Origin of the sequence: Dactylosporangium sp. NPDC050588 (genome assembly GCF_040654975.1) — a bacterium.
GTDB classification, from domain to species: domain Bacteria; phylum Actinomycetota; class Actinomycetes; order Mycobacteriales; family Micromonosporaceae; genus Dactylosporangium; species Dactylosporangium maewongense.
Genome location: NZ_JBFAJA010000016.1, coordinates 40077 through 63414, shown reverse-complemented (window position 1 = coordinate 63414; position 23338 = coordinate 40077). Strand labels below are relative to the sequence as shown.

Here is a 23338-nt window from a genome sequence, read left to right as displayed (position 1 = left end):
ACACCGCGCCAGTGCGCCATCGGCGGGTGCGGCCGCCCCCGTCTCGCATCAGCCGCACCGCCGATGGCGAACCAGCTGCGGGAATGTGAGGATGACACTGCCCTCCATCCGATCGTATATGATCGTGCGGGCGCCCGGCCCCTGTCAAGAGCGGAACTCGCACGTGCAGCATGAGCACAGCAGTACCGGGCCGTCCGGGCCCGCGGACCATGACGAGCCGCCCGCGCCGTCGAAGCACGAGCTCGCCTACGGCCGCATCCGCCAGCGGATCCTCGACGGCCGGTACCGGCCGGGACATCGCCTCGTGCTCAGCACCCTGGCCAGGGAGCTGGACGTCAGCCCCGTGCCGGTGCGGGAGGCGATCCGGCGGCTGGAGGCGGAAGGCCTCGTCAGCTTCGAGCGCAACGTCGGCGCCCGGGTAGCCACGCTCGGCGACGACGACTGGGTGCAGCTGGTCGAGATGCTGGCGCTGCTGGACGGATTCGCGTTCGCGGCCGCGGCGCCGCAGATGTCCGCCGAGCGGATCGGGACCGCCCGGGGGCTCAACGCCCAGCTGCGCCTGGAGCAGACCAACGAGCGGGTCATGGCGCTGCACCGGGAGTTCCACCGCACGATCTACGGCTGCTGCGGCAACCGGCACGTGATCGAGGCCCTCGAATGGATCTGGGACCGCATCGACGCGTCGCGGGTCCTGGCGTCGCTCTACCCCCGGCTGCGGGTGCGGGCCGCGGTCGACGAGCACGACCAGCTGCTGGACCGGCTGGAGCGGGGGGAGGACGACGCGGGCACGCTCGAGGCCTGCGCCCGCGAGCACAACCTCAACACCATCCGGGCGATCAGGTCCGCCCGGGAAAAGTAGAAGACCGGCATCCACGGGGGAAGATGCCGGTCTCGCGTTCAACTATACGACGCCCGCACGTTTCCCGCCAGAGGTCAATTCCGTCGGACGGTCGTCACCCTGGGCGACCGGCGCCTTCGGGTTGCGCAGACCCTTCGGCAGGGTCGGCTCGCTGGCGGCGATCTCCACCTCGATCAGGCTGGTCTCGTGCCGCTCGGCGGCGTAGGCGGCATGCCCGCCACGCAGCCCGAAGAGCCGCTTCGACAGCAGGATGTAGAGCACGGCGACGATGTTCACCACGAGCGCGCCGATGCGCAGCCAGGTGACCTTCTCCGACAGTTCGTAGATCTCCACCGGCAGGCCGAGCGACGTGGCGACGACGGCGAAGTACTCACCCCAGCGCTTCAGCATCCACAGGCCGACGCCCTCGACGACCTGCAGGACGCCGTAGACCATCAGGCCGATCGCGACCCACAGCAGCGTCTTGGACTCCGCCTCGATGACCGTCCGGATCGTGTGGATCATCGCGGAGTCCTCGAACTTCCAGCCGATCCGGTCCGCGAACGGGCGCAGCAGCGGCAGGTCCTCGTTGAACGCCCGCTCGACGCCGTCGCGGTGGGTGCGGAAACGGTACACCCCGTAGCCGGCGAGCAGCACGGCGATGCCCTTGGCGAACCGCTCGATCGACAGCAGCCGCAGCACGAGCGCGTCGCGCAGCGCCCTGCCCCGCAGCACGATCGGGGCGTCCTCGGCGGGGCCCTGCGCCTGCGGCTCGCCGATGACGAAGTCGCCGCACCGCAGGCAGCGCCACGCCGCGCCGACGGGGGTCGTGGCGTGCAGCCGCTCCCGGAAGGGCGCCTCGTCCGGGGCGTAGGTGACGTGCCCGCGGCGCGCGCAGGTGCGTAGGTTCCAGTCCACGCGCTATTCGTACCGCAGACGCGCCGGCCCCGCGTCGGTCAGGTCGGCTTTCCAACGGTCTGCGGATGCCCGGCGTCGGTGATCGTGTCGCCGAAGGTGGCCAGGTAGGCGGCCTCGCCGACGGCCAGGTAGTCCAGGTTGCGCCGCAGCTGCGCGGGGATCTCGACCGGCGCGGGCGCGTCGGCCTGCGTCCCGGTCCGCCCCCGGGCGCGCTTCCTGGTGCGCCCCACGACCAGCATCAGCGCGCCGACCAGGATCGAGGCGATGATCCCGTCGAGCCAGTAGTGGTTGGCGGTGCCGACGACGACCAGCATGGTGATCACCGGGTGGGCCAGCCACAGCCAGCGCCACCGGCTGCTGGTCGCCGTGATGAGCCCGAGCGCGATGACCAGCGCCCAGCCGACGTGCAGCGACGGCATCGCCGCGTACTGGTTGCTGAGCGTGTCGGTCTGCGGCGGCCCGTACACCGACGGACCGAACTTCGCGGCGGTGTCGATCATCCCGATGCCGGCCAGCATCCGCGGCGGCGCGAGCGGGAACCCGAGGTGCATGACCAGCCCCGCCGCGGTCAACCAGGCGAGGATCCGCCGGAACCGCAGGTAGTGTGCGGGGCGGAAGACGTACATGAACACCAGGAACGCGACGGTCGCCGGGAAGTGCACGACGGCGTAGTAGACGTTGGCGGCGCGGATGACGGCGTCGGAGGTGAGCAGCAGGTGCTGCAGGTCCGCCTCGCCGGGCAGCCACAGCGTCCGCTCGGCCTGCCACACCAGCTTCGCGTTGGCGTAGGACTCCCCGACCCGCCCGTCGACGAGCAGCCGGCCCATCTTGTACGCGAGGAAGAGTCCGACGATGAGCAGCAGCTCGGCCCAGGCACGGGGACGTATCCGCGTCCCTTGCTGGGACGTGGTTCGCGTGGCGGCGTCGTCCCGTTCACGCAACCCGGGCCCCGTGTTCACGATCGACAACGTACCTGATGTTGCCAACCCGGCAATATTGCCGATCAGGCAGTCCTCGTCATGTCCTGCGTCACAAACTTGTTTATGCTTCAAGGAAATTGTCGATGTTCAAGCGTTGAAGGAGCACGATGAGCAGCCGAGCCGACCAGGCGATCGCCGCCCTGCGCAAGGGGCACGAGGATCTCACCACCGTCGTCCGCGGCCTCACGTCTGAGCAGCTCACCAGCCCTTCGGCGGCGAGCGAGTGGGACATCTCCCAGGTGATCAGCCACCTGGGCAGCGGGGCCGAGATCAACCTGGAGGTGGTGCGCGCCTCCCTCGAGGGCCGCCCCGCCCCGGAGTTCGAGTTCAACAAGGGCGTGTGGGCCCGGTGGGACGGGATGACCCCGGTCGAGCGGGCTGTCGAGTTCCCGGCTGCGAACCAGCGCCTGGTCGAGGCATACGAGGCCCTCGACGCCGAGCAGCGCGCCTCGCACCGCATCGACGTGGGCTGGATGCCCGAGCCCGTCGACGTGGCGACGTCGGCGGTGCTGCGACTGACCGAGTTCGGCTACCACGACTGGGACATCCGGGTCGCGCTCGACCCGTCGGCGACCCTGGCGCCGGAGGCGGCGGTGCTCATCGACGAGCGGGTGGAGGGTCTGTTCGGCTGGATCGCGAAGCCGGCCTACCTCGACGGGCGCACGGCCGATCTGCTCGTCACGCTCACCGACATCGGCGAGCAGCGCGGCCTGCGCCTGGCCGACCCGGTGACCCTGGGCGCCGCCCCGGCGTCGCCGGACGGCGAGCTGAGCCTGACCCTGGACGCGTTCCTGCGCCTGGCCGCCGGCCGCCTCGGCTCCCGGTATACCCCGTCCGACGTGAAGATCACCGGCCCGATCACCCTCGACGACCTCCGCGCCGTCTTCCCCGGCTACTGAGTTCACTGCCGTCCCCCGGACACAGAGCGACCCCGGCACCGGAGTTCCGGGCCGGGGTCGCGAGGGGTGGGGGGACGAGCGGCAAAGCTGAGTGTCGAGCCATGCTGCGACGCGGTCGTGCCGGACGTTGCCGCAGCGGATCCGCGGCTCAGGCGGCCTTGAGGTTCTTCAGGCAGAGCACGTCGCCGTTCTTGCCGGCCTCGCCCCACCAGTACAGGTCGGTGGTCCCCTCGAACGGGTCGCAGACCTTCGTGTCGTCGGCCATCGCGTCCGACTCCTTCTTGTCGCCGACCTTGCCGACGACGCTGTAGTCCGCGTCGGCTCCGCCGCACTTGACGATCTTCAGCTCGTTGGCCGCGACCTTGTGCATGCAGTCACCGACGTTGGCCTTCTCGGCCGAGTCGCGGTTGAGGTACCACCCGATCCCGGCCAGGACAACCAGCACAACGATGGAGACGCCGAATCTAAGAACCTTGGACATGCGGATTTTCTACAGGTCACGGAGCGTTAGCGCTGCCCCGCTCTCATATCGAATCCATCACGGCCAGGTCTCACATTGGCGCAGGCAGGACCGGTCGGTGCCTGCCTGCGCCGTTGTGGGCGTTATGCCATGTGTCGACGCTGTGTTGTCGGCCACAGACGTTCGGGGCCTAAAGGCCCGCGGACGTCAGAGGGTGAGCGTCCAGGTGTCGATCCTGCCGGTGTCGCCAACGACGGCACTACAGCCACCAACACGTAGGAGTTGAGTGACCTGCAGCCTCTACGCCGTCATCATGATCGAGGAGAGGAAGTACTGATTGTCCTGGCAATAGGCAGCGGACGAGTTTCCCGAGTCGGGGGCGTAAACCCAGTCGCCGTAGTAGAGGTACTTGAGGTTGTCGGTCGGCTGATAGGCGCACATCACCCGGACTCGGTAGTACCCCGACCCACCATAACAATGGATAATGGCGTATCCCTCATATCCAGGGAAATCCCACGTTTGGCAGCTGGTCGGCGCCGCCATGGCCGCAGCAGGAGCGACGAACACGGCGCCGAGCGTGGCGGCCAACGCAACCGCTCCGCCGGCGAGGAACCGACTCACAGTGCGCGATTTCGGACGTTTGACGTCTGCGAGGTCCGGCTTGGTCATGCTACTCCTCTACCTCGAGGGTCGCCGACGATCTGGTCGGCACCCGAATCAGCGGTGCAGGTACACGCATGATCGTCGACCACGGATCTGCCAATTTCCTTGCGGAACGATGCCCGTACGCCACACGTACTTGACTCAGCCCTTCGTCAAGGCAGCGGCGGCGTTCCAGTCGGCACTCGAAACCTGCAGGCGCACCTGCGGCAGGTCGACCCGCCGCGCCAACACCCCCGCCCTGGCGTCGCGCCCCACGATCACCACGTCCCGCCCAACGAGCACAGCCTCCAGCCGGGCCCGTCGCTCCAATACCTGAGCAACGGACGGCGAATCATGCACTCCCAGGACGCACCAAACCACCCACCAAGCTCAAGGGCGGCTCAGTCGAGACCTCGGCCGATGGGTGACAATAAACACACATCAGGCCACCCGCAATCTTCAATCCCCCGTTCATTCAAGACCATCGATTAGAATCGTTGCAACACTCACGGGGAACGTAGGTGGCGCGATGAGGTACAAGGGGGGATTCGGCGCAATCTTGCGCCTACATCGCCAGGAGGCCGGACTCAGCCAGCAGGAATTGGCCAGAGTCGTTGGCATCAGCGTGTCCGCGATCCGCGACCTCGAACAGGAGAGGACCCGACGGCCACGTCAGCGCTCGATCGACGCCCTTGTCGCCGCACTCCGGCTCACAGATGATACCGAGGTGGCATTCCGCCGCGCAGCCGTGTTCATGATGAGATCTTGCCCCTCAGCCGTCCCGGACGGTCCAGTGCGGCTCGGGATACTCGGACCGTTGACCGTCTACCGAGGGCCAACGCCTGTGCTCATCAGCCGTGGACGTCAGCAGGTCCTGCTCGGCAGGCTTGCTCTGTCTGTCAACACCGCGGTGCCGCAGGTTGAGCTGATCGACATGCTCTGGCCTGACAGGCCGCCGGAAAGTGCGGCCCAGTCGCTCTACACCTTCATATCGAGGCTGCGGTCGATGTTGCAGCGAACGTCCGAGAACGGCGACGCGGTCATCAGCCGCACCCCGGCCGGCTACCAGCTCAACCTTGCCGAAGACCAGATCGACCTCGCCGTGTTCCGCCGAACGGTCCGCGCGGCCGTCACGTCGGAATCCGACCGCGCCTTGAATCTTCTGGAGACCGCTGCCACGCTCTGGCGGAGTGCCCCCCTCAGCGATGTGCCGCAATTGCAGGCGCACCCGATCGTGACATCAGTCGTCGAGGAGCGCATCGCCATGACGCTACGCCACGCCGACCTCGCGTTGGGCCTCGGAAAGCCGGGCCGGAGCCTCCCGGCGCTCCGCGAGGTCGCTGCCGCCCATCCGCTGCACGAGCCGGTCCACGCCCGCCTGGTCTCGGTTCTGGCCGCCGAGAACCGGCAGGCCGACGCGCTCAACGCATACACCGCCATCAGGCAGCGCCTCGTCGTGGAACTGGGCATCGAGCCGGGTCCCGAGTTGGCCGAAGCGCACCGTCGCGTTCTGCTTCAGGAGCCGACGCCCGTCTCATCGCGACCGGCAGCCCAGTTCATCGAGCGCCCCGGGCCGACGGTCGGACACTCGCCGAATCAACGGACGTCCGACAACGCTGGTGGGTCCGCGGGCTCCCCGCGCACGCCGCGCTGCTTGCCGAGCTGCGTGTCCCAGCTGGTGGGTCGGGATGGGGAGCTTGCCCGGGCATGTGACTCGCTAGGAGCGACCGACGCCGGCACACAGCGGGTACTTCTCATCGACGGTATGGCAGGTGTCGGCAAGTCGGCGTTTGCCGTGGCGTTGGCGCACCGTGTTCGAGCCGAGTTCGCGGGCGCACACCTGTTCGTTGACCTCCAGGGCTACAGCGACGCCACCCGGTTGAGCACACACAGGGCCCTCGGCCTGCTGCTGGGCCAGTTGCTGCCCAGTCGGCGGATACCCAAGGAACTGCCGGACCGGCTCGTGTTGTGGCGCACCGAGATGGCCGAGCAGCGCGGCATCGTCGTGCTCGACAATGTCGCCGCCTCGGCACAGATCGAACCCCTGCTGGGCGGTCTCGGTCCCAGCCTCGTCCTGGTCACCAGCCGCACTCGGCTCGGACTGATTGACGGCGCGTGGTCGCTGGCGCTGGATCCGCTCGAACCCGCCGATGCCGTGCTGCTCCTCCGGGAGTGTGTAGGTGACCGCATCGACCGGGAACCCGCCTCCTCGCTCGCATTGGCCGAGCTCTGCGGTCGGCTGCCGCTCGCCCTGCGGCTCGTGGCCCACCGCCTCCACCAGCGGAGCCTGTGGAGCGTACAGGCCATGACTGAGCAGTTCTGCGCGGCCGATCCGTCCTTGCTCACGGTCGCGTCGGAGGGTCTCAGCGTGAGGGGTGCATTTGCCGCGTCGTACCGGCAGCTCACAGCACCGCAGAGGCGGCTGTTTCGGCTCCTGGGGCTTCACCCGACCGGGGATTTCAAGGTCTTGCCGATCGCGGCGCTGGCAGACCTTCCACATGCCGCCGCTCGTGACCTGCTCGACGAGCTCGTCGAGGCCAACCTGGTGCTGCCGCACGCACCAGGCCGGTACAGCATGCATAACCTGCTCCGCGAGTTCGCTGCCTCGCTCGTCGAAACGCACGAACGCGAACCCGCCATAACTCGGATGGGCATATTTACCTAGACTCCACACAGGCCCTGAGCAGACTGACCCGCCCTCTTGACCCCGCCACACCGGCCGACCAGAGCGAGACGCGACAGTTCGCCAACGCTGCTGGGCCGGACTGACTAGCTGCGGCTCTATGGGTGGCTGCCGGCGTTGCTGGAACGGGCGGGAAGCAATCAGCTTCCCGCCCGATCCTTTCAGTGCTTGGTCATCGACGTTGGGACGCTTGGAGCGGAATGCTCTCCGGTTACAGGGTAAGCGTCCAGGTGTCGATCCGGCCGGTGTCGAGGGTCGCGGCGTCGCGGACCCGCAGGGTCCAGGTGCCGTTCGCGGCCTCGGTCGACAGGTTGACGGTGAAGTTCTGGATGATGTTGTCGGCGCTGCCACCGGACCGGTTCGACAGGTTGTAGACCGAGCCGTCGGGGGCGACGACGTCGACGACCAGGTCACCGCGGTAGGTGTGGTAGATCGCCACGTTCACCGAGCTGGTGGCCGAGGCGTTGCGGTTGCAGCCACTGATGGTGATCGTGCTGGTCACCGTGGTGTTGTCCGGGATGGCGACGTCGTTGCCGTTGGTGCCGGTGCAGCCGGGCGCGCCGTTGACGGTCAGGCTGAACGTGGTGGTCCGGGTCGAGCTGGCGCCCGTGCCCGTGATGGTCACCGCGTAGGTGCCGGACGGGGTCGACGCGGAGGTGGCGATCGTCAGCGTGGACGTGCCGCCGGCCGAGTTGATCGAGGCCGGGCTGAAGCTGGCGGTCGCACCCGACGGCAGGCCCGACGCGGTCAGCGCCACGGTCTGCGCCGAGCCGTTGGTGAGCGTCGCGGTGATCGTGCTGGTCGCCGCGCTGCCCGGGTTGACCGAGCCGCTCGCCGGCGCGGCGGCGAGGGAGAAGTCGTTGCCGGTCGGGCAGACGGCGTCGTTGCCGGCCACGTTCACCGCGGTCCACGCGGCCTGGACGGCCTTGTACTCCACGGAGCAGGTGCCGTACAGGTCGGTCGCGGCGCTCAGCGAGTACGCCCGGGCCGTGTTGCCCGGGTTGCTGGTGTTCACGTAACTCGTGTTCGACGTGAAGTAGACGTCGAGCGCGCGGTACCAGATCTTCTCGGCCTTGGCCCGGCCGATGCCGACGACGGCGGGCGCGGAGCCGCAGACCGGCGAGGTGCCGTAGGCGGTGGCCCCGGTGCCCTCGGCGAGGTTGAAGAAGAAGTGGTTCGCCGGGCCCGACGAGTAGTGCACGTCGACGTTCTTGGTGCTGGTGGACCAGCAGCCGTGCGACGAGCCGTCCAGGGTCGGGTTGTACATGTAGCGCAACGGCGTGTTGTTGCCGTTGATGTTGATCTTCTCACCGATCTGGTAGTCGCCCTGGTCGCTGGCGTTGTTCGCGTAGAACTCGACCATCGAGCCGAAGATGTCGCTGGTGGCCTCGTTGAGACCGCCGGACTCACCGGAGTACACCAGGCCGGCGAGCGCCTCCGTGACGCCGTGGCTCATCTCGTGGCCCGCGACGTCCAGCGCGACGAGCGGCCGGCTGTTGCCGGAGCCGTCGCCGTAGGTCATCTGCGCGCCGTCCCAGAACGCGTTGACGTACGCGTTGCCGTAGTGCACCCGCGACGGCACGCCGGCGCCGTTGCCGAAGATGCCGTTACGGCCGTGCACGTTCTTGTAGTAGTCAAACGTGACCGCAGCGCCGAAGTGCGCGTCGACGCCCGCGGACTGCCGGTTGGAGTTGGCGCCGGTGCCCCACGTGTTGTCCGCGTCGGTGAACGTGGTGCAGGTGCTGGTGCCGTTGTTCATGTCGCAGGTGCGGCCGTTGCCGTGCGACGGGTCGATCATCTGGTAGGTCGTGCCCGACAGTGTCGTGTCGATCGGGACCGAACCCGAGTAGATGCTGTTGCCGGTGCCCTGGACGGTCTCGATCTCGTCGAAGGCGCCGCGCACCGCGTTGGTGGTCGCGTCGGTGATGACGTGCAGCTTCGACGGGGTCTGTCCGTCGGCGAGCCAGCCACTGACCACGGTCTCGTAGGCGAGCACGCCGGTGCCGTCGCTCGCGTCGACGAACAGCTCGGGGCTGCCGACCGAGGTGATCGTGCCGCTGAACGCCGACTTCGCCTTGGCGGCGCCGGCCGTCTTGGACACCGCGGCACTGGTGCCGAGGGTGAGCGGTGCGTGCAGCCCGACGGACGCACTGCTGAACGTGCCGTCCGGCGCGGCGTGCACGACGAAGTCGCCGCCGTAGACCCGCAGGCCGTGGTAGGTGCGGGTATAACGGGTATGGGACGCGCCGCTGGCGTCCTTCCGGCTCCTGGCGACCGTGTAGGCCTCACTGTCGGCGGCCCGGATGTCCGCCCGGTGGGCCTGCAGGGCCGAGGGGGCTGGGTTGCTGGGCGACGCGTCAGCTGGTGACGCGAGAGCGGCCAGCATGCCCCCGGTCAGGAGCAGTGCACCGGCTGCGGCGATCTTTCGTTTCACTCGGCCTCCCTGGCAGCGGATGTGCCGTGACGGTAGTCACGTATGTACATATAGCAATGCCTAGGGATGACCCATCCATACCACTTCCCTCATACCGCCGGGACCGTCACCCGCCGGGGTGGGTCCGGACGTGACCGCCTTATGCCACTTCGTTGGGAGACATCCGCGCCGGCAGATCGAGCACCGACGCGAGGCGCCGCGCCTCGGGCACGTCGGCGCGGCGCGCCGGGTCGATGAGGAACGCGGTCATGCCGAACTTCTCCGGCCCCGCGAAGTCCGCGAGGTAGGTGTCGCCGACGAAGACGGCGGCGGACGGCTCGATGCCGAGCGCCGCCACGGTCGCGGTGTAGATCGCCGGGTGCGGCTTGCGGTGGCCGACCTCCACCGACGTGATCACCACGTCCATCAGGTCGGCGATGCCCATCGCCGCGAGGTGGCCCGGCACCAGGTCCGGCTGGTGCGTGTTGGTGACGACGGCCAGCCGGTACACCCGCGACAACGACTGAATGAGCGGCACGACCCCATCGGGATACCGGACGCCGGCGCTCCACTCGGCCAGGTAGGCCCGGATGAACGCGTCGACCTCGCCGGCGGCGGGCACCCGGCCGAGCACCTCGGTGAGGTAGGCGGTGCCGACCTGCGCCATCGAGAACTCGTGGTCGTCGGCGTCGCTGTCCCGGTCGAACGCCGCGAACGCGCCGTCCCAGCCCTGGAGGAACTCGGCGTAGGAGACCGTGGCGCCGAGCCTGCCCAGTTCGGCGTAAGCGCGCGGATACCCCTGGCTGGTGCGGCCGGCGTCGTAGTCGACGAGCGTGCCGAAGAAGTCGAACAGGATGTGCGAGTACATCCGGGCAACCCTAACGAGACTCATCGACGGGTCTTGAAGCCTCGGCTACTCGGGAGTAACTTGACCGGATGCGAATGGTGGCGCTGCTGGCCGCGGCGGTCGGGATCATCGTCGAGGGCGTGGTCGTCGGCGCCGCGCTGTTCGTCGTCGGTGGGGTGATCGGGGCGTACTCCATGTCGCTCAACGGCGCCGATCCAGGCCATGCCCAGGTCGGGATCCGGGTCGCCGCCGTCATCCTGGGTGCGTTGCTGGTCGCGCTCGGCGCGGTGCTGCTCGCTGCCGCGTTGCGGCGCCGCGCCGCCGGCCGCCTTGAACTCCTGGCCACCGGCCGCTTGGCGATGGTCGCGCTCGTCGTGCAGTGCGTGGTCGTCACGGTCGCCGGGATCGCGCTCGGCTGGGAGGTCTTCGCCGGCACCCTGCTCGTGCTCGGCGCGCTGCTGTACGTGCGGCTCGACGAGGGCTCGTCGCTGCCCCGCACGGCCGATTCCCCCTGACGATCAACGCGGTAGCGTTGCGCTACCGCGTTCGGCGTCAAGGGGGTCGGAAGTGCAGCAGGTCAGGGTCGGCCGGCGGGTCGGCCGGATGATCGGCCGGATGATGCGCCACCTGCAGCCCGGCGAGCCACTGCCGCACCTGCTCGCCGACGACGGGCGGGACTCGATCGTCGACTGCGCGCTCTACGTCCGCGGCGTCCGGCAGCCGGACGGGCACACGTTCCGCGAGGCGTACGCGGCGGCCCGCCGGCGGCGCAACGGGTTCGTCTGGCTGGGGCTGTTCGAGCCGACGTGGGCCCAGTTCGCGGCCGTCGCCGAGGAGATCGGCATCGACGACCACACCGCCGAGAAGGCCGTCGCACGGGAGCGCCGGCCCGCCGTCGAGCGCCGCGGCGACGTGACGATGCTGGTGATCCGCACCGCCCGCTACGTCGAGCACGCCGAGCTCACCGCCACCTCCGAGGTCGTCGACACCGGCGCGGTGACCCTGCTCATCGGCCCGCACTTCGTCGTCTCGGTCCGGCACGGCGGCGCGGGCGCGCTCGCCGACGTCCGCCAGCAACTCGAGCAGCGCCCCGCCATGCTCGGGCACGGTCCGTGGGCGGTCGCCTACGCGGTGTGTGACCGCATGATCGAGGTCTACCACGACGTCTCCACCGACGTGGAGCAGGACGTGGAGCAGCTGGAGCAGACCGCGTTCCTGCGCGTCGGCGGCTGCGACGTGCAGCAGATCTACCAGCTCAAGCGCGAGCTGGTCGAGTTCAAGCGGGCGGTCGTGCCGCTGCAGGCGCCGCTGCGCCGGATGAACGACCCGGCCGTGGTGGAGCTGCCGCCGCAGCTGCGGCAGTACTTCGCGGACCTGCTCGGCCGGCTCACCCAGGTCGTCGACCGGGTCGCCTCCGACAACGAGCTGCTCGACTCGATCCTGCAGGCCCGCCTCGCCCAGGTCGGCCTGGACCAGAACAACGACATGCGCAAGATCGCCTCCTGGGCCGCGATCGCCGCGCTGCAGACCGCGATCGCGGGCATCTACGGGATGAACTTCGAACACATCCCCGGACTGCGGTGGGACTACGGCTTCTACCTCATCCTGCTGATCATGACCGTCGGGTCGGTGGTCCTCTACCGCCTGTTCCGGCGCTCGGGCTGGCTGTGACGCTCCTGTACGCGCTGACCTAAGATCGTCGCCGTGTCGTACACCTTCATCACCGCCGCCCGGATCACCATGTCCCGGGATGGCTTCGACACCTGGATGGACGCACCGGTGCCGCCGGCCTCACGCATCGAGAACCCTTCGGCGATGTTCGCCGGTTGGTGGTGGTCCGACCGCACGCCGCAGTGGTCCACCGACGCCGTCGACGAGACTCCTCGCTCCGTGCTCGCCGAACGCGCCGACGACCCGCAGACGCTGACCGTGCTGCGCCACCACGACGGCGCCCTGGAGGCGTACCTGTGGACGGTCGGCCACTCCGGCTTCTGGGAGCCACCCGCCCAGCAGCTGCTGCTCATGCTGGCCGGGGCGGCCGCCGTCAAGACCGACGACACCGAGGACCACGTCCTGTTCTGGGAGGACGCCGCCGGCACCCTCCCGACCCGCGACGAGTCGGCGCTGATCTCCCTGCTGGCCGTCGGCCGCGACAGCGCCCGCTTCGTCGGCCGGCGCCCACTGGCTGACCTGCTCACCCGCCTGGCCCCGGTCGAGGAGGCCTTCGCCGAGCTCGCCGAGTCCTACGACGACTAGGCTCGCGCCCCGCCCCCGGGAACCTCGCGCCGCCGCCGCGACTCACGGACGCGTGAGACTTTCTTCGTGGTGCGCCGTGCTGCTGCCGGCCGTCGTCATGGTGTCCGGCGGCTGTACCGCCAACCGCCCGCAACCGCCGTCCCGGACCGCCCCCGCACTGGGCGCACCCTCTCCAGGCGCACCGTCTCTGAGCACACCGACTCAGACCGTGCCGGCCGCCCCCGCCCGCTCGGGATGCGGCTCCCCGGTCGACACCGGCCCCTTGCCTTCGTGGGCCCGCGCTGGCTTCACCGGAGACTCGAGCATGCCGCACGTCCTGAGCGACCACGGCACCATCGTCGCCGCGATGTTCGGCCACCCCCTCGCCGTCACCAGACCCGCCGGCTCCTCCAACAAGATCCTCTGGATCGCCAAGGACCCCACCCCACCCGGCGACCTCCAGATCGACGCCACCCGCACCGGCACTCAAGACGTGGTCCGGCGTACCGTCCCCGGCGGCCCCGGCCCGTCGATCATCGACCTCCCCCAGCCCGGCTGCTGGCATCTCACCCTCACCTGGCCGGCCCACACGGACACCCTGGACCTCACCTACCAGCCCTGACCCACCAGACACCCAGCACCCTCCTCGACACGAATGATCGAAGGCCGGACCGGGTCGCACCGGCAGCCACCCCGGTCCTTGGATCAACCCGACACGAGGATCACCCTCACGACCCGGCAACACTCACACCCACCCCCTGCCACGGCCCGGCGACGCAGCAACACGGCGACGCAGCAGCACGGCGACGCAGCAGCACGGCGACGCCGGTGATCGAAGGACAGCACCGGCCGCGGCAACGGCCACCCCGCGACTTGGATCACCCGCCGCGAGAACAGCCTCACGAACCCGGCGCCCAACCCAGCAGCCAGCAACACCCACACCCGCCTCTACCTCGGCCCGGCGACACAGCAACACGGCGGCACCGGTGATCGAAGGACAGCACCGGCCGCGGCAACGGCCACCCCGCGACTTGGATCACCCGCCGCGAGAACAGCCTCGCAAACCAGGCGCCCAACCCGGCAGCCAGCAACACACACCCGCGCTCTACCTCGGCACGGCGACACAGCAACACCGCGGCGCCGGTGATCAAAGGACAGCACCGGCCGCGGTAACGGCCACCGCACGACTTGGATCAACCGCCACAACAATTGACCTTGCGCGAACTCGGCGCCCAGGCCCGGCGGCCAGCGACACTCCCGCCCGGCCCCACCACCGACTCCAGTTGCGGCGCGGAAACGCCACTCAGGCGCAGACGCTGGCCCGGGAAGCAGGCCGCTGCGGCCTTGAGTGCTGTCGGCGCCGCGCCGGGCGAGCGCGCCGACGCCGAGGAGGCAGCACCGCGGCGCCGATGAGCGCGCCGACGCTGAGTGCAGCACTGCGGCGCCGGGTGACCTCGCCGACGCTGAGGAGGCAGCACCGCGGCGCCGGTGAGCGGGCCGACGCTGAGTGCAGCACTGCGGCGCCGGGTGAGCACGCCGATGCTGAGGAGGCAGCGCCGCTGGCGGTGGTGAACCCACCCGGCGCTGGGTGCGGGTGCTGTTGCGTCGGGTGAGCACACCGGTTCTGCGTCTAGGCGCTGAGGAGGCAGCGCGCAGCGGTGGGGCAGGGCGCGGCGGCGGGGCAGTGCGCGGCGGCGGGGCAGGGCGCCGGCGCTGGGGTGGGCAGCGCCGGCGGGGAGTGGAGCGGGTTGCGGGATCGGGCCGGTGGGCAGGTTGGTGGGTGCGAGTGAGAGGTCAGCCGCGTTCGACCAGGTGGCCGACGATCTCGGGGGCTCGGAGTTGGGCGCCTGAGCCGTCGCGGCGCTGGTCGGGGGCGGGCAGGTCGCGAGGCTCGCCCTTGGTGGAGGAGGCAGCGGGGCGGGGGCCGACCCAGGCGAGCACCAGGCGGCTCTCGCCCTTCAGGAAACGCTGGGCGCGCACGCCGCCGGTGGCGCGGCCCTTCGCCGGGTAGAGGCGCAGCGGGGTCATCTTGGCGTTGCCGATGGTGGCGGTGACGACCATGGGCTCGCCGTGCTGGGGGTCCTGGGTGTTGACGGCGCCGAAGTAGAGGACCTGGGCGCCTTCGGACAGGGCGATGCCGGCCATGCCGCCGCCCTTCAGGCCCTGTGGGCGGACGAGCTTGGCCGGGAAGCGGAGCAGCGACGCATCCGAGGTGACGAACGCGAGGGTCTCGGCGCCGTCGGTGAGCCAGGTGGCGCCGACGACCTCGTCGCCGTCGCGGAGGCCGATGACCTCGAACTCGTCGGCGCGGACGGGCCACTCGGGCGCGCAGATCTTCACCATGCCGTTGCGGGTGCCGAGGGCCAGGCCGGGTGAGCCCTCGGCGCCGGGGCCGCCGAGCGGGGCGAGCGCGACGACCGTCTCGCCGGGCTGGAGGGAGACGAGCTCGGCGGTGGACATGCCGCCGCGCAGGGAGACGGTGCCGGGCTGCTCGGGCAGGACGGGCAGGGGCAGGACGTCGACCTTGAACGCCCGGCCGAGGCTGGTCACGAGCAGCACCTGGCCACGGGCGGTGGTGTGCACGACGGCGCGGACGGTGTCGTGCTTGTCGCGGCCGGCCTTGCGGCTGCCCTCGGGGGCCTCCTCCGACTCGGCGGCGGTGCGGGCGACCAGGCCGGTCGTGGACAGCAGGACCTGGCACGGGTCGTCGGACACCTCGAGGGGGCCGGCGGGGACGGACGCGGCGAGGACCTCCTTGAGGTCGCCGTCGATGAGCGTGGTGCGGCGCGGCTGGGCGAACTCCTTGACGACGGCGGCCAGCTCGTCGGAGACGACCTTCTTCAGGACCTTCTCGTCGTCGAGGATCTGGCTGAGCGCGGCGATCTCCTCGTTGAGCCGGGCCTGCTCTGCCTCCAGCTCGATGCGGTCGTAGCGGGTGAGGCGGCGCAGCGGCGTGTCGAGGATGTAGGTGGCCTGGATGTCGGTGAGGCCGAACTCGCTCATGAGCGACGCCTTGGCGGCGGCCGCGTTCTCGCTGGCGCGGATGAGCGCGACGACCCGGTCGATGTCCAGCAGCGCGACGAGCAGGCCGTCGACGAGGTGCAGCCGGTCCTGGCGCTTCTTGCGGCGGAACTCGGTGCGCCGGGTCACGACCTCGTAGCGGTGCGCGAGGAAGACCTCCAGCAGCGGCTTGAGGCCGAGGGTCTGCGGCTGGCCGTCGACGAGGACGAGGTTGTTGACGCCGAAGGACTGCTCCAGCGGGGTCAGCCGGTACAGGTCGGCGAGCAGCGCCTGCGGGTTGACGCCGACCTTGCACTCGATGACGAGGCGGGTGCCGTTCTCCCGGTCGGTGAGGTCCTTGACGTCGGCGATGCCCTGCAGGCGCTTGGTCTTGTTGACCTCGTCGGTGATCTTCTCGATGACCTTCTCGGCGCCGATGCCGTAGGGCAGCTCGGTGACGGTGATGGCCTGCCGGCCGCGGCTGCCTTCGAGCAGGCCGATCTCGACCCGGCCGCGCATGCGCACGACGCCGCGGCCGGTCTCGTAGGCGCGGCGGACCTCGTCGAGGCCGAGCAGCAGCCCGCCGGTCGGCAGGTCGGGGCCGGGGACGAACTCCATGAGCTTGTCGAGCGTGGCGGCCGGGTGGTTGATCAGCCAGCGGGCCGCGGCGACGACCTCGCCGAGGTTGTGCGGGATCATGTTGGTGGCCATGCCGACGGCGATGCCCGAGGAGCCGTTGACCAGCAGGTTGGGGAACGCGGCGGGCAACACCGAGGGCTCGTCGAGGGAGCCGTCGTAGTTGGGCCGGAAGTCGACGGTGCCCTCGTCGAGCTCGCCGACGAGCAGCATCGCCTCGCGCGACATCCTCGCCTCGGTGTACCGGGAGGCGGCCGGACCGTCGTCGGGGGATCCGAAGTTGCCGTGGCCGTCGATCAGCGGCACGTTGAGCGAGAAGTCCTGCGCCATGCGGACCATCGCGTCGTAGATCGCGCTGTCGCCGTGCGGGTGGTACTTACCCATGACGTCACCGACGACGCGGGACGACTTGACGTGGCCGCGGTCGGGGCGGTGCCCCTGCTCCTGCATCGAGAACAGGATGCGGCGGTGCACCGGCTTGAGGCCGTCGCGCGCGTCGGGCAGCGCGCGGGAGTGGATGACCGAATACGCATACTCCAGGTAGGAGTCCTCGACCTCGGTGATGAGCGGGTTGTTGAGCACCCGCGCGCCCGCCTGGTCGAAGGCGGACAGGTCGGCCTTCATTGGTTTGGCCTTGCGTGCCATGTCGCCGGACTACCCTTCCTGACTCAGGCGTCGATGTTCTCTTGGTCGACCCGCGGCGCGGCGTCGATCAGCCAGTTTCGCCGGGGCTCGACCCGCTCACCCATGAGCAGCTCGAGGACCTCCTCGGCCTTCTCGATGTCGTCGAGGGTGATGCGCCGCACGGCCCTGGTCGCCGGGTTCATCGTGGTGTCCCACAGCTCGTCGGCGTCCATCTCGCCGAGACCCTTGAACCGCGGGATCGGCGTGACGACCTGCTTGCCGGCCTTCTCGAGGCGGCTGACCGTGCTGACCATCTCCTGCTGCGTGTACGTGTAGATCGTCTCCGGGTTGCGCCCCTTCGTGACGATCTTGTGCAGGGGCGGGACGGCGGCGTAGAGCCGGCCGTCGGCGATCGCGGGCCGCATGTACTTGGCGAACAGCGTGATGAGCAGAGTGCGGATGTGCGAGCCGTCGACGTCGGCGTCGGCCATGATCAGAATTCGCCCATACCGCATCGACTCCAGGTCGAACGTGCGGCCGGAGCCGGCGCCGAGGACCTGCACGATCGCGGAGCACTCGGCATTGTCCAGGACCTGCTGGATGTTGGCCTTCTGCACGTTGAGGATCTTGCCGCGGATCGGCAGCAGCGCCTGATACTCCGAGGAGCGGGCCATGCGCGCGGTGCCGAGGGCGCTGTCGCCCTCGACGATGAACAGCTCGCTGCGCTGCACGCCGGTGGAGCGGCAGTCGACGAGCTTCGCCGGCATCGACGCGCCCTCGAGGGCGGTCTTGCGCCGGGCGGCGTCCTTCTGCTGCTTCTGGGTCAGGCGGACCCGCGCCGCGTCGACGATCTTCTGCAGGACGGTGCGGGCCTCGACCTTGGTCTTGCGCGCCTCGACCCACGCCTTGATGTGCTGCTCGACGATCCCCTGCACGACCCGGGTCACCGGCGCGGTGGACAGCTCGTCCTTGGTCTGCGACGTGAACTGCGGCTCGGGGATCCGCACGTGGATGACCGCCGTCATGCCTTCGAGCACGTCGTCGAGGGTCGGCAGGTCCTCCTTCGGCCGCAGCAGGCCGCGGGTGTTGCGGATCGCGTCGCTGAGGGCCCGCAGCGCGCCGCGCTCGAAGCCGCGCCGGTGCGTGCCGCCGTGCACGTTGCGGATCGTGTTGGTGAACGACTCCACGACCCGCTCATAGCCGGTGCCCCAGCGCAGCGCGATCTCGACCTCGGCGCGGCGCTCGACATTGGCCTTCATGACGCCGTTCTCGTCGGCGGCATTCTCCTTGTAGGTGCCCTCGCCGGTGATGTGCAGCAGCCCGCACACGGCGCGGTCGCCGGACGGCGCGAGGAACTCCACCATGTCGGCGAGCCCGTTGGGGTAGTGATACGTCTCCGTCGAGATCTGCCCGCCGGTGGCGTCCTTGAGCACATAGGTCACGCCGGGGACGAGGAAGGCCGTGTTGCGCAGCTTGGCGCGGACCGCCTCGACGTCGAGCGCGGCACCGGTCTCGAAGTAGCGCGAGTCGTGCCAGTAGCGGATCGAGGTGCCGGTGGACTGGCCCCGCTTCATCCGCCCCGTGACATTGAGCCCGGAGCGGCGGGTGAACGCCGCGCTCGGGCCGGCGCCGTCGAAGTCGCCGGGGACGCCGTGCTGGAAGGCCATGTGGTGGACCTTGCCGCTGTGGCGCACGGTGACGTCGAAGCGGTGCGACAGCGCGTTGACCGCGGAGGCGCCGACGCCGTGCAGGCCGCCGGAGGTCTTGTAGCCGGAGCCGCCGAACTTGCCGCCGGCGTGCAGCCGGGTCAGCACGAGCTCGACGCCGGACATGCCCGACTTCGCGTGGACGCCGACGGGGATGCCGCGGCCGTCGTCGTCGACCTGGACGGAACCGTCGGCGTGCAGGGTCACCTCGACGCGGGTCGCGTGGCCGGCGATGCCCTCGTCGGTGGAGTTGTCGACGATCTCGTTGAACAGGTGAGCGACGCCGCGGCTGTCGGTCGAGCCGATGTACATGCCGGGCCGCTTGCGGACAGCGTCCAGCCCTTCGAGGAGCGTGAGGTCGTCAGCCCCGTACAAGGTCTCGGGTTGTGCGGTCAACTCGATGCTCTCCAATGATCCTGGTGCGCTGCTGCCCGCGAGCGTAGCCGCAGGGTCTGACATTTCCGTGGCACCCTCGCCGGATGTGGCGCCCGACGCGCCGCAACCAGCGACGACGACACCACGGAAAAGACGACCACACCACGGAAAACGAAACCGGCGACGACGGCACCACGGCAAACGGCCGACCACAGAAGCACAACACGACGCCGGGAACGGCGAGGTGGCCCCGCGTCCCGTTCAGTGAAGCACGACCATCCCCGGGACGCAGTCCAGGGACGCGTGTCACGCCTCCAGGACCGGCCGCCCGCTGAACCGGCCCACCGCGCCGACGATCTCCGCCGGGGTCCGGTCGTTGAACCGCAGCGGCACGGAATAGCGGACCCCGTCGGTGGTCAGGACGGTCAGCCGGCGGGATCGGGTCAGCTGCGAGACCCCCGCCCACGGTACCCAGACCGGGGTGCCCCAGAGCCCGCGCGAGTTGCGGACCCACAGGCCGACGGAGTCGAGCGCGAGCACCGGACCGCCGGACACCGCGATCCGCACGGCGGCGACGGCCAGCGCGCCGAGGACCACCAGGGCGCACAGCCCGATGGCCACGACCGCGACGGCGTCGCCGTTGGTCCGGTCGGGCGAGTCACCCGCCAGCAGGCCGGCCGACACCAGGATCATCAGCAGGACCCAGGCCGCCGCGGAGACGCCGCCGATCAGCACGGTCCACCGCCCGGTGCCGCGCCGCACGACGAACGACAGGTCGCCCGGGATCCGCTTCACGCCGAGGTCCGGTCGATCCAGGAGCGGTAGCTGTCCCCCGTGCCCTGCCCTTCCAGGTAGTACTCGCGCAGGTCGGTGCGGACCAGGAAGCCGGCGACGAAGAACAGCAGGCCGGCCGCGATGAGGCCCGCCACGCCGTGCACCCACAGGTACCACTCCGGCACCGCGCGGGCGTACTCCTGGCGCAGCAGCTCCGGCTCTTCACCCGTCGGGGCGACCGCCCACTCGGGGCCGCCGACCAGCCCGCACAGCAGGGCGAGGGCCAGCAGCGGGCCGACGACCCAGAGGATGGCCCTGATCTTGGGGGTGCGCCACCGCACGAAGAACAGCAGCGCGCCCAGGACGACCGCGCCGACCGAGGCGACCACCAGGTTGTTGTGGTAGTCGGCCTCGACCTGCTGGAGCGACCGGGGCGACATGAGCACGGTGTGGAGCGCGGCGAGGTCGCGCGTCACGACCGCCGTGACGGCGACATCGACGGCGAGCAGCGCCGAAGCCGCCGCCACCGACCAGAACACCAGCCGGACCTGGGTGCCAACCTGCATCGCCACACGCTATCGACGTGACATCCGCCGCCGCAGCCCCGTTTCGTACCGACAAAGACGACCGAGATAGTGCACAATTCGCCGGTGGATCCTGTGATGGCCCTGGCGGGGCTCGGCGTCGGCATCGTCGTCGGACTGACCGGCATGGGCGGCGGCGCGCTGATGACCCCCATCCTGGTGCTGTTCTTCGGCATCCCTCCCCTGGCCGCGGTCTCCAGCGACCTGGCCGCGAGCGCGGTGATGAAGCCGTTCGGCGGCTGGGTGCACGCCCGCCGCGGCACCGTCAACTGGTCGCTCGTGCGCTGGCTGTGCCTGGGCAGCGTGCCGTCGGCGTTCGCCGGGGTCCTCCTCATGCGCGCGCTGGGCGACGGCGAGCAGGTCCAGGACATCGTCCGCGTCGCGCTCGGCGTCGCACTCCTGCTGGCCGTCGTCGGACTGCTCCTTAAGTCGTACAAAAGCGGAAAAGGCGAAAAGTCGGATGTGCCGCTGAAGGTCAGGCCGGTCCCCACGGCCCTGCTCGGCGCCGTCGGCGGGCTGGTGGTCGGGATGACCTCCGTCGGCTCCGGCTCGCTGATCATCGTCATCCTGCTCGCCCTGTACCCCATGCTGCGCCCGAACGACCTGGTCGGCACCGACCTCGTCCAGGCCATCCCCCTCGTCGCGGCGGCCGCCCTCGGCCACGCGATCTTCGGCGACCTGAAGCTCGACCTGGCCGCCGCGGTCCTCATCGGCTCGGTCCCCGGCGTGCTGATCGGCGCCCGCCTGTCGTCCCGGGCGCCCGCCGGCGTGGTCCGCGCCGCGCTGGTCATCGTGCTCATCGCGAGCGCGCTGAAACTGTTCGAGGTGCCGACGGCCACGGTCGGCATCGTGGTCGCGGTGGCGACCGCCGGGGCCGTCGTGTTGGGCCTGCGCCGACGTCAGGCGGTTTCGGCAGATGTACAGGCGTCCGCCGGCGAACCGGAGGAGGCGCTGGTCAGCGGGCGGGACCAACCGCAAGATCGGCGCGCGGAGGACGAGACGCACCCGAAAGGGGCACAATCCCTGTGAGAGTGTGACCTCGCTGAAGGAGTGCTTGATGTCTCAGGGCCGACTCAACCAACTGCCCGAATGGGCCGCGCTGGCGAAACACCGCGCCGAGCTTGGTGAGGTGCACCTGCGGGACCTGTTCGCCGAAGACCCGGAGCGCGGGACGAAGTACTCCCTGCAGGTCGGCGACCTCTACCTCGACTACGGCAAGCACCTGGTCACCGGCGAGACCCTCGGCCTGCTGCGCGACCTCGCCGCCGCGCGCGGGGTCGCCCAGCTGCGCGACGCCATGTTCCACGGCGACAAGATCAACTTCACCGAGCACCGGGCGGTGCTGCACACCGCGCTCCGCGCGCCGCGCGACGCGGTCGTCGAGGTCGACGGCGAGAACGTCGTGCCGAAGGTGCACGCCGTGCTGGACCGGATGGCCGCGTTCGCCGACCGGATCCGCTCCGGCGAGTGGACCGGCTTCACCGGCGAGCGGATCACCACGATCGTCAACATCGGCATCGGCGGCTCCGACCTCGGCCCCGCGATGGCCTACGAGGTGCTGCGCGGCTACACCGACCGGGGGCTGGAGATGCACTTCGTCTCCAACGTCGACGGCGCCGACCTCTACGAGGCGGTCCGGGCCGCGGACCCGGCGAGGACGCTGTTCATCGTGTCGTCGAAGACGTTCACGACGATCGAGACGATCACCAACGCGACCGCCGCCCGCCAGTGGATCCTCGACGCGTTCGGCGACGACGCCGCGGTCGCGAAGCACTTCGTCGCCGTGTCGACCAACGCCGGCGAGGTCGCGAAGTTCGGCATCGACACGACCAACATGTTCGAGTTCTGGGACTGGGTCGGCGGGCGTTACTCGTACGACAGCGCGATCGGCCTCTCGCTGATGATCGCGCTCGGGCCGGACGGCTTCCGGGAGATGCTCGACGGGTTCCACGCGATGGACGAGCACTTCCGGACCGCGCCGCCGGAGCAGAACGCGCCGCTGCTGCTCGGGCTGCTCGGCATCTGGTACCGCAACTTCCACGACGCCCAGACGCACGCGGTGCTCCCCTACAGCCACTACCTGTCCCGGTTCACCGCGTACCTGCAGCAGCTGGACATGGAGTCCAACGGCAAGTACGTCGACCACGACGGCCGCCCGGTCGACTGGCAGACCGGCCCGGTCGTCTGGGGCACCCCGGGCACCAACGGCCAGCACGCCTACTACCAGCTGATCCACCAGGGCACGATGCTCATCCCGGCCGACCTCATCGGCTTCGCCCAGCCCGCGCCCGGCCTCGGCGTCTTCGCCGACCAGCACGACCTGCTGATGGCCAACCTGTTCGCGCAGGGGCAGGCCCTCGCGTTCGGAAAGACTTCGGAGGAGGTCGCGGCCGAGGGGGTGCCCGCCGAGGAGGTGCCGCACCGCACGTTCCGCGGTGACCGCCCCACCACCACGATCCTCGCCGACAAGCTCACCCCGTCGGTGCTCGGGCAGCTCATCGCCCTCTACGAGCACAAGGTCTTCGTCCAGGGCGCGATCTGGGACATCGACTCGTTCGACCAGTGGGGCGTGGAGCTCGGCAAGGTCCTCGCCAAGCGGATCGAGCCGGCGCTCACCGCCGAGGCCGGCGACACGTCCGCGCTGGACTCCTCGACCGCCGCCCTGGTCGACCGTTACCGGGCGCAGCGCGGCCGCTGAGTGCCGATCACCGACGACGAGCTCGC

At 69.9% G+C, this 23338-nt stretch carries 19 protein-coding genes; 9 read left to right on the top strand and 10 right to left on the bottom strand.

Features of this window, described 5'->3' with window-relative positions:
* Nucleotides 1-163 precede the first annotated feature (163 nt).
* Nucleotides 164-859: a GntR family transcriptional regulator gene (locus AB0I21_RS13215; RefSeq protein WP_360560855.1), complete on the top strand. Its 696-nt coding sequence runs from the start codon at nucleotides 164-166 to the stop codon at nucleotides 857-859.
* Nucleotides 860-901: 42 nt separating this feature from the next.
* Here the strand turns inward: AB0I21_RS13215 and AB0I21_RS13210 are convergent, their stop codons facing one another.
* Nucleotides 902-1756, bottom strand: a complete 855-nt coding sequence (locus AB0I21_RS13210; RefSeq protein ID WP_360560853.1) for a DUF2127 domain-containing protein — start codon at nucleotides 1754-1756, stop codon at nucleotides 902-904.
* A 38-nt stretch (nucleotides 1757-1794) separates the two neighbouring features.
* Nucleotides 1795-2715, bottom strand: a complete 921-nt coding sequence (locus AB0I21_RS13205; protein ID WP_360560851.1) for a phosphatase PAP2 family protein — start codon at nucleotides 2713-2715, stop codon at nucleotides 1795-1797.
* A 128-nt stretch (nucleotides 2716-2843) separates the two neighbouring features.
* On the opposite strand from AB0I21_RS13205, the gene AB0I21_RS13200 reads away from it, so the two are divergent.
* Nucleotides 2844-3635: a maleylpyruvate isomerase family mycothiol-dependent enzyme gene (locus AB0I21_RS13200; RefSeq protein ID WP_360560849.1), complete on the top strand. Its 792-nt coding sequence runs from the start codon at nucleotides 2844-2846 to the stop codon at nucleotides 3633-3635.
* Nucleotides 3636-3783: 148 nt separating this feature from the next.
* On the opposite strand, the gene AB0I21_RS13195 is transcribed toward AB0I21_RS13200, so the two are convergent.
* Nucleotides 3784-4116: a hypothetical protein gene (locus AB0I21_RS13195; protein WP_360560847.1), complete on the bottom strand. Its 333-nt coding sequence runs from the start codon at nucleotides 4114-4116 to the stop codon at nucleotides 3784-3786.
* 279 nt (nucleotides 4117-4395) lie between these two features.
* Nucleotides 4396-4764, bottom strand: coding sequence for a hypothetical protein (locus AB0I21_RS13190; RefSeq protein ID WP_360560845.1), 369 nt, complete (start codon nucleotides 4762-4764; stop codon nucleotides 4396-4398).
* A 502-nt stretch (nucleotides 4765-5266) separates the two neighbouring features.
* On the opposite strand from AB0I21_RS13190, the gene AB0I21_RS13185 reads away from it, so the two are divergent.
* Nucleotides 5267-7402 (top strand): BTAD domain-containing putative transcriptional regulator, encoded by a 2136-nt coding sequence (locus tag AB0I21_RS13185; RefSeq protein ID WP_360560843.1) that lies wholly within the window; start codon nucleotides 5267-5269, stop codon nucleotides 7400-7402.
* Nucleotides 7403-7631: 229 nt separating this feature from the next.
* Here the strand turns inward: AB0I21_RS13185 and AB0I21_RS13180 are convergent, their stop codons facing one another.
* Complete coding sequence (locus AB0I21_RS13180; RefSeq protein ID WP_360560841.1) at nucleotides 7632-9854, bottom strand: M4 family metallopeptidase; 2223 nt, start codon at nucleotides 9852-9854, stop codon at nucleotides 7632-7634.
* Between the two features lie 139 nt (nucleotides 9855-9993).
* Entirely contained in the window at nucleotides 9994-10701 is a 708-nt protein-coding gene (locus tag AB0I21_RS13175; RefSeq protein ID WP_360560839.1) for an HAD family hydrolase, read from the bottom strand.
* A gap of 68 nt (nucleotides 10702-10769) precedes the next feature.
* Between AB0I21_RS13175 and AB0I21_RS13170 the strand changes: the two genes are divergently transcribed.
* The 4 genes from AB0I21_RS13170 to AB0I21_RS13155 all read left to right on the top strand — a co-directional run bounded on the left by AB0I21_RS13170 (nucleotide 10770) and on the right by AB0I21_RS13155 (nucleotide 13537).
* Nucleotides 10770-11195 (top strand): hypothetical protein, encoded by a 426-nt coding sequence (locus tag AB0I21_RS13170; protein WP_360560837.1) that lies wholly within the window; start codon nucleotides 10770-10772, stop codon nucleotides 11193-11195.
* 52 nt (nucleotides 11196-11247) lie between these two features.
* The gene (locus tag AB0I21_RS13165) at nucleotides 11248-12351 is read left to right on the top strand and encodes a magnesium and cobalt transport protein CorA (protein WP_360560836.1); all 1104 of its coding nucleotides are present in this window, start codon (nucleotides 11248-11250) and stop codon (nucleotides 12349-12351) included.
* Between the two features lie 33 nt (nucleotides 12352-12384).
* Nucleotides 12385-12936 carry a hypothetical protein gene (locus AB0I21_RS13160; RefSeq protein ID WP_360560834.1) on the top strand — a complete coding sequence of 184 codons (552 nt, stop codon included), beginning with the start codon at nucleotides 12385-12387 and terminating at the stop codon, nucleotides 12934-12936.
* 304 nt (nucleotides 12937-13240) lie between these two features.
* Nucleotides 13241-13537, top strand: a complete 297-nt coding sequence (locus AB0I21_RS13155) for a hypothetical protein (protein WP_360560832.1) — start codon at nucleotides 13241-13243, stop codon at nucleotides 13535-13537.
* A 1172-nt stretch (nucleotides 13538-14709) separates the two neighbouring features.
* Here the strand turns inward: AB0I21_RS13155 and AB0I21_RS13150 are convergent.
* The 4 genes from AB0I21_RS13150 to AB0I21_RS13135 all read right to left on the bottom strand — a co-directional run bounded on the left by AB0I21_RS13150 (nucleotide 14710) and on the right by AB0I21_RS13135 (nucleotide 20596).
* Nucleotides 14710-17196, bottom strand: a complete 2487-nt coding sequence (locus AB0I21_RS13150) for a DNA topoisomerase IV subunit A (RefSeq protein WP_360560831.1) — start codon at nucleotides 17194-17196, stop codon at nucleotides 14710-14712.
* Between the two features lie 23 nt (nucleotides 17197-17219).
* Entirely contained in the window at nucleotides 17220-19340 is a 2121-nt protein-coding gene (locus AB0I21_RS13145) for a DNA topoisomerase IV subunit B (protein ID WP_360560830.1), read from the bottom strand.
* A 222-nt stretch (nucleotides 19341-19562) separates the two neighbouring features.
* Nucleotides 19563-20051 (bottom strand): hypothetical protein, encoded by a 489-nt coding sequence (locus AB0I21_RS13140; RefSeq protein ID WP_360560829.1) that lies wholly within the window; start codon nucleotides 20049-20051, stop codon nucleotides 19563-19565.
* Nucleotides 20048-20596 carry a hypothetical protein gene (locus AB0I21_RS13135; RefSeq protein ID WP_360560827.1) on the bottom strand — a complete coding sequence of 183 codons (549 nt, stop codon included), beginning with the start codon at nucleotides 20594-20596 and terminating at the stop codon, nucleotides 20048-20050. Before AB0I21_RS13135 ends, AB0I21_RS13140 begins: the two co-directional genes overlap by 4 nt.
* Nucleotides 20597-20680: 84 nt before the next feature.
* On the opposite strand from AB0I21_RS13135, the gene AB0I21_RS13130 reads away from it, so the two are divergent.
* Both AB0I21_RS13130 and pgi read left to right on the top strand, forming a co-directional pair.
* Nucleotides 20681-21643 (top strand): sulfite exporter TauE/SafE family protein, encoded by a 963-nt coding sequence (locus tag AB0I21_RS13130; RefSeq protein ID WP_360560826.1) that lies wholly within the window; start codon nucleotides 20681-20683, stop codon nucleotides 21641-21643.
* A gap of 28 nt (nucleotides 21644-21671) precedes the next feature.
* Nucleotides 21672-23312, top strand: coding sequence for a glucose-6-phosphate isomerase (gene pgi / locus AB0I21_RS13125; protein ID WP_360560824.1), 1641 nt, complete (start codon nucleotides 21672-21674; stop codon nucleotides 23310-23312).
* The last annotated feature ends 26 nt before the right edge of the window (nucleotides 23313-23338 follow it).

Excerpts from the sequence above, each read along its gene's own strand:
- AB0I21_RS13190 (WP_360560845.1), bottom strand. The coding sequence starts at position 4,764 with ATGACCAAGCCGGACCTCGCAGACGTCAAACGTCCGAAATCGCGCACT.
- AB0I21_RS13185 (WP_360560843.1), top strand. The coding sequence starts at position 5,267 with ATGAGGTACAAGGGGGGATTCGGCGCAATCTTGCGCCTACATCGCCAG.
- AB0I21_RS13200 (WP_360560849.1), top strand. The coding sequence starts at position 2,844 with ATGAGCAGCCGAGCCGACCAGGCGATCGCCGCCCTGCGCAAGGGGCAC.
- pgi (WP_360560824.1), top strand. The coding sequence starts at position 21,672 with ATGTCTCAGGGCCGACTCAACCAACTGCCCGAATGGGCCGCGCTGGCG.
- AB0I21_RS13145 (WP_360560830.1), bottom strand. The coding sequence starts at position 19,340 with ATGTCAGACCCTGCGGCTACGCTCGCGGGCAGCAGCGCACCAGGATCA.
- AB0I21_RS13195 (WP_360560847.1), bottom strand. The coding sequence starts at position 4,116 with ATGTCCAAGGTTCTTAGATTCGGCGTCTCCATCGTTGTGCTGGTTGTC.
- AB0I21_RS13175 (WP_360560839.1), bottom strand. The coding sequence starts at position 10,701 with ATGTACTCGCACATCCTGTTCGACTTCTTCGGCACGCTCGTCGACTAC.
- AB0I21_RS13135 (WP_360560827.1), bottom strand. The coding sequence starts at position 20,596 with ATGCAGGTTGGCACCCAGGTCCGGCTGGTGTTCTGGTCGGTGGCGGCG.
- AB0I21_RS13155 (WP_360560832.1), top strand. The coding sequence starts at position 13,241 with ATGCCGCACGTCCTGAGCGACCACGGCACCATCGTCGCCGCGATGTTC.
- AB0I21_RS13150 (WP_360560831.1), bottom strand. The coding sequence starts at position 17,196 with ATGGCACGCAAGGCCAAACCAATGAAGGCCGACCTGTCCGCCTTCGAC.
- AB0I21_RS13170 (WP_360560837.1), top strand. The coding sequence starts at position 10,770 with ATGCGAATGGTGGCGCTGCTGGCCGCGGCGGTCGGGATCATCGTCGAG.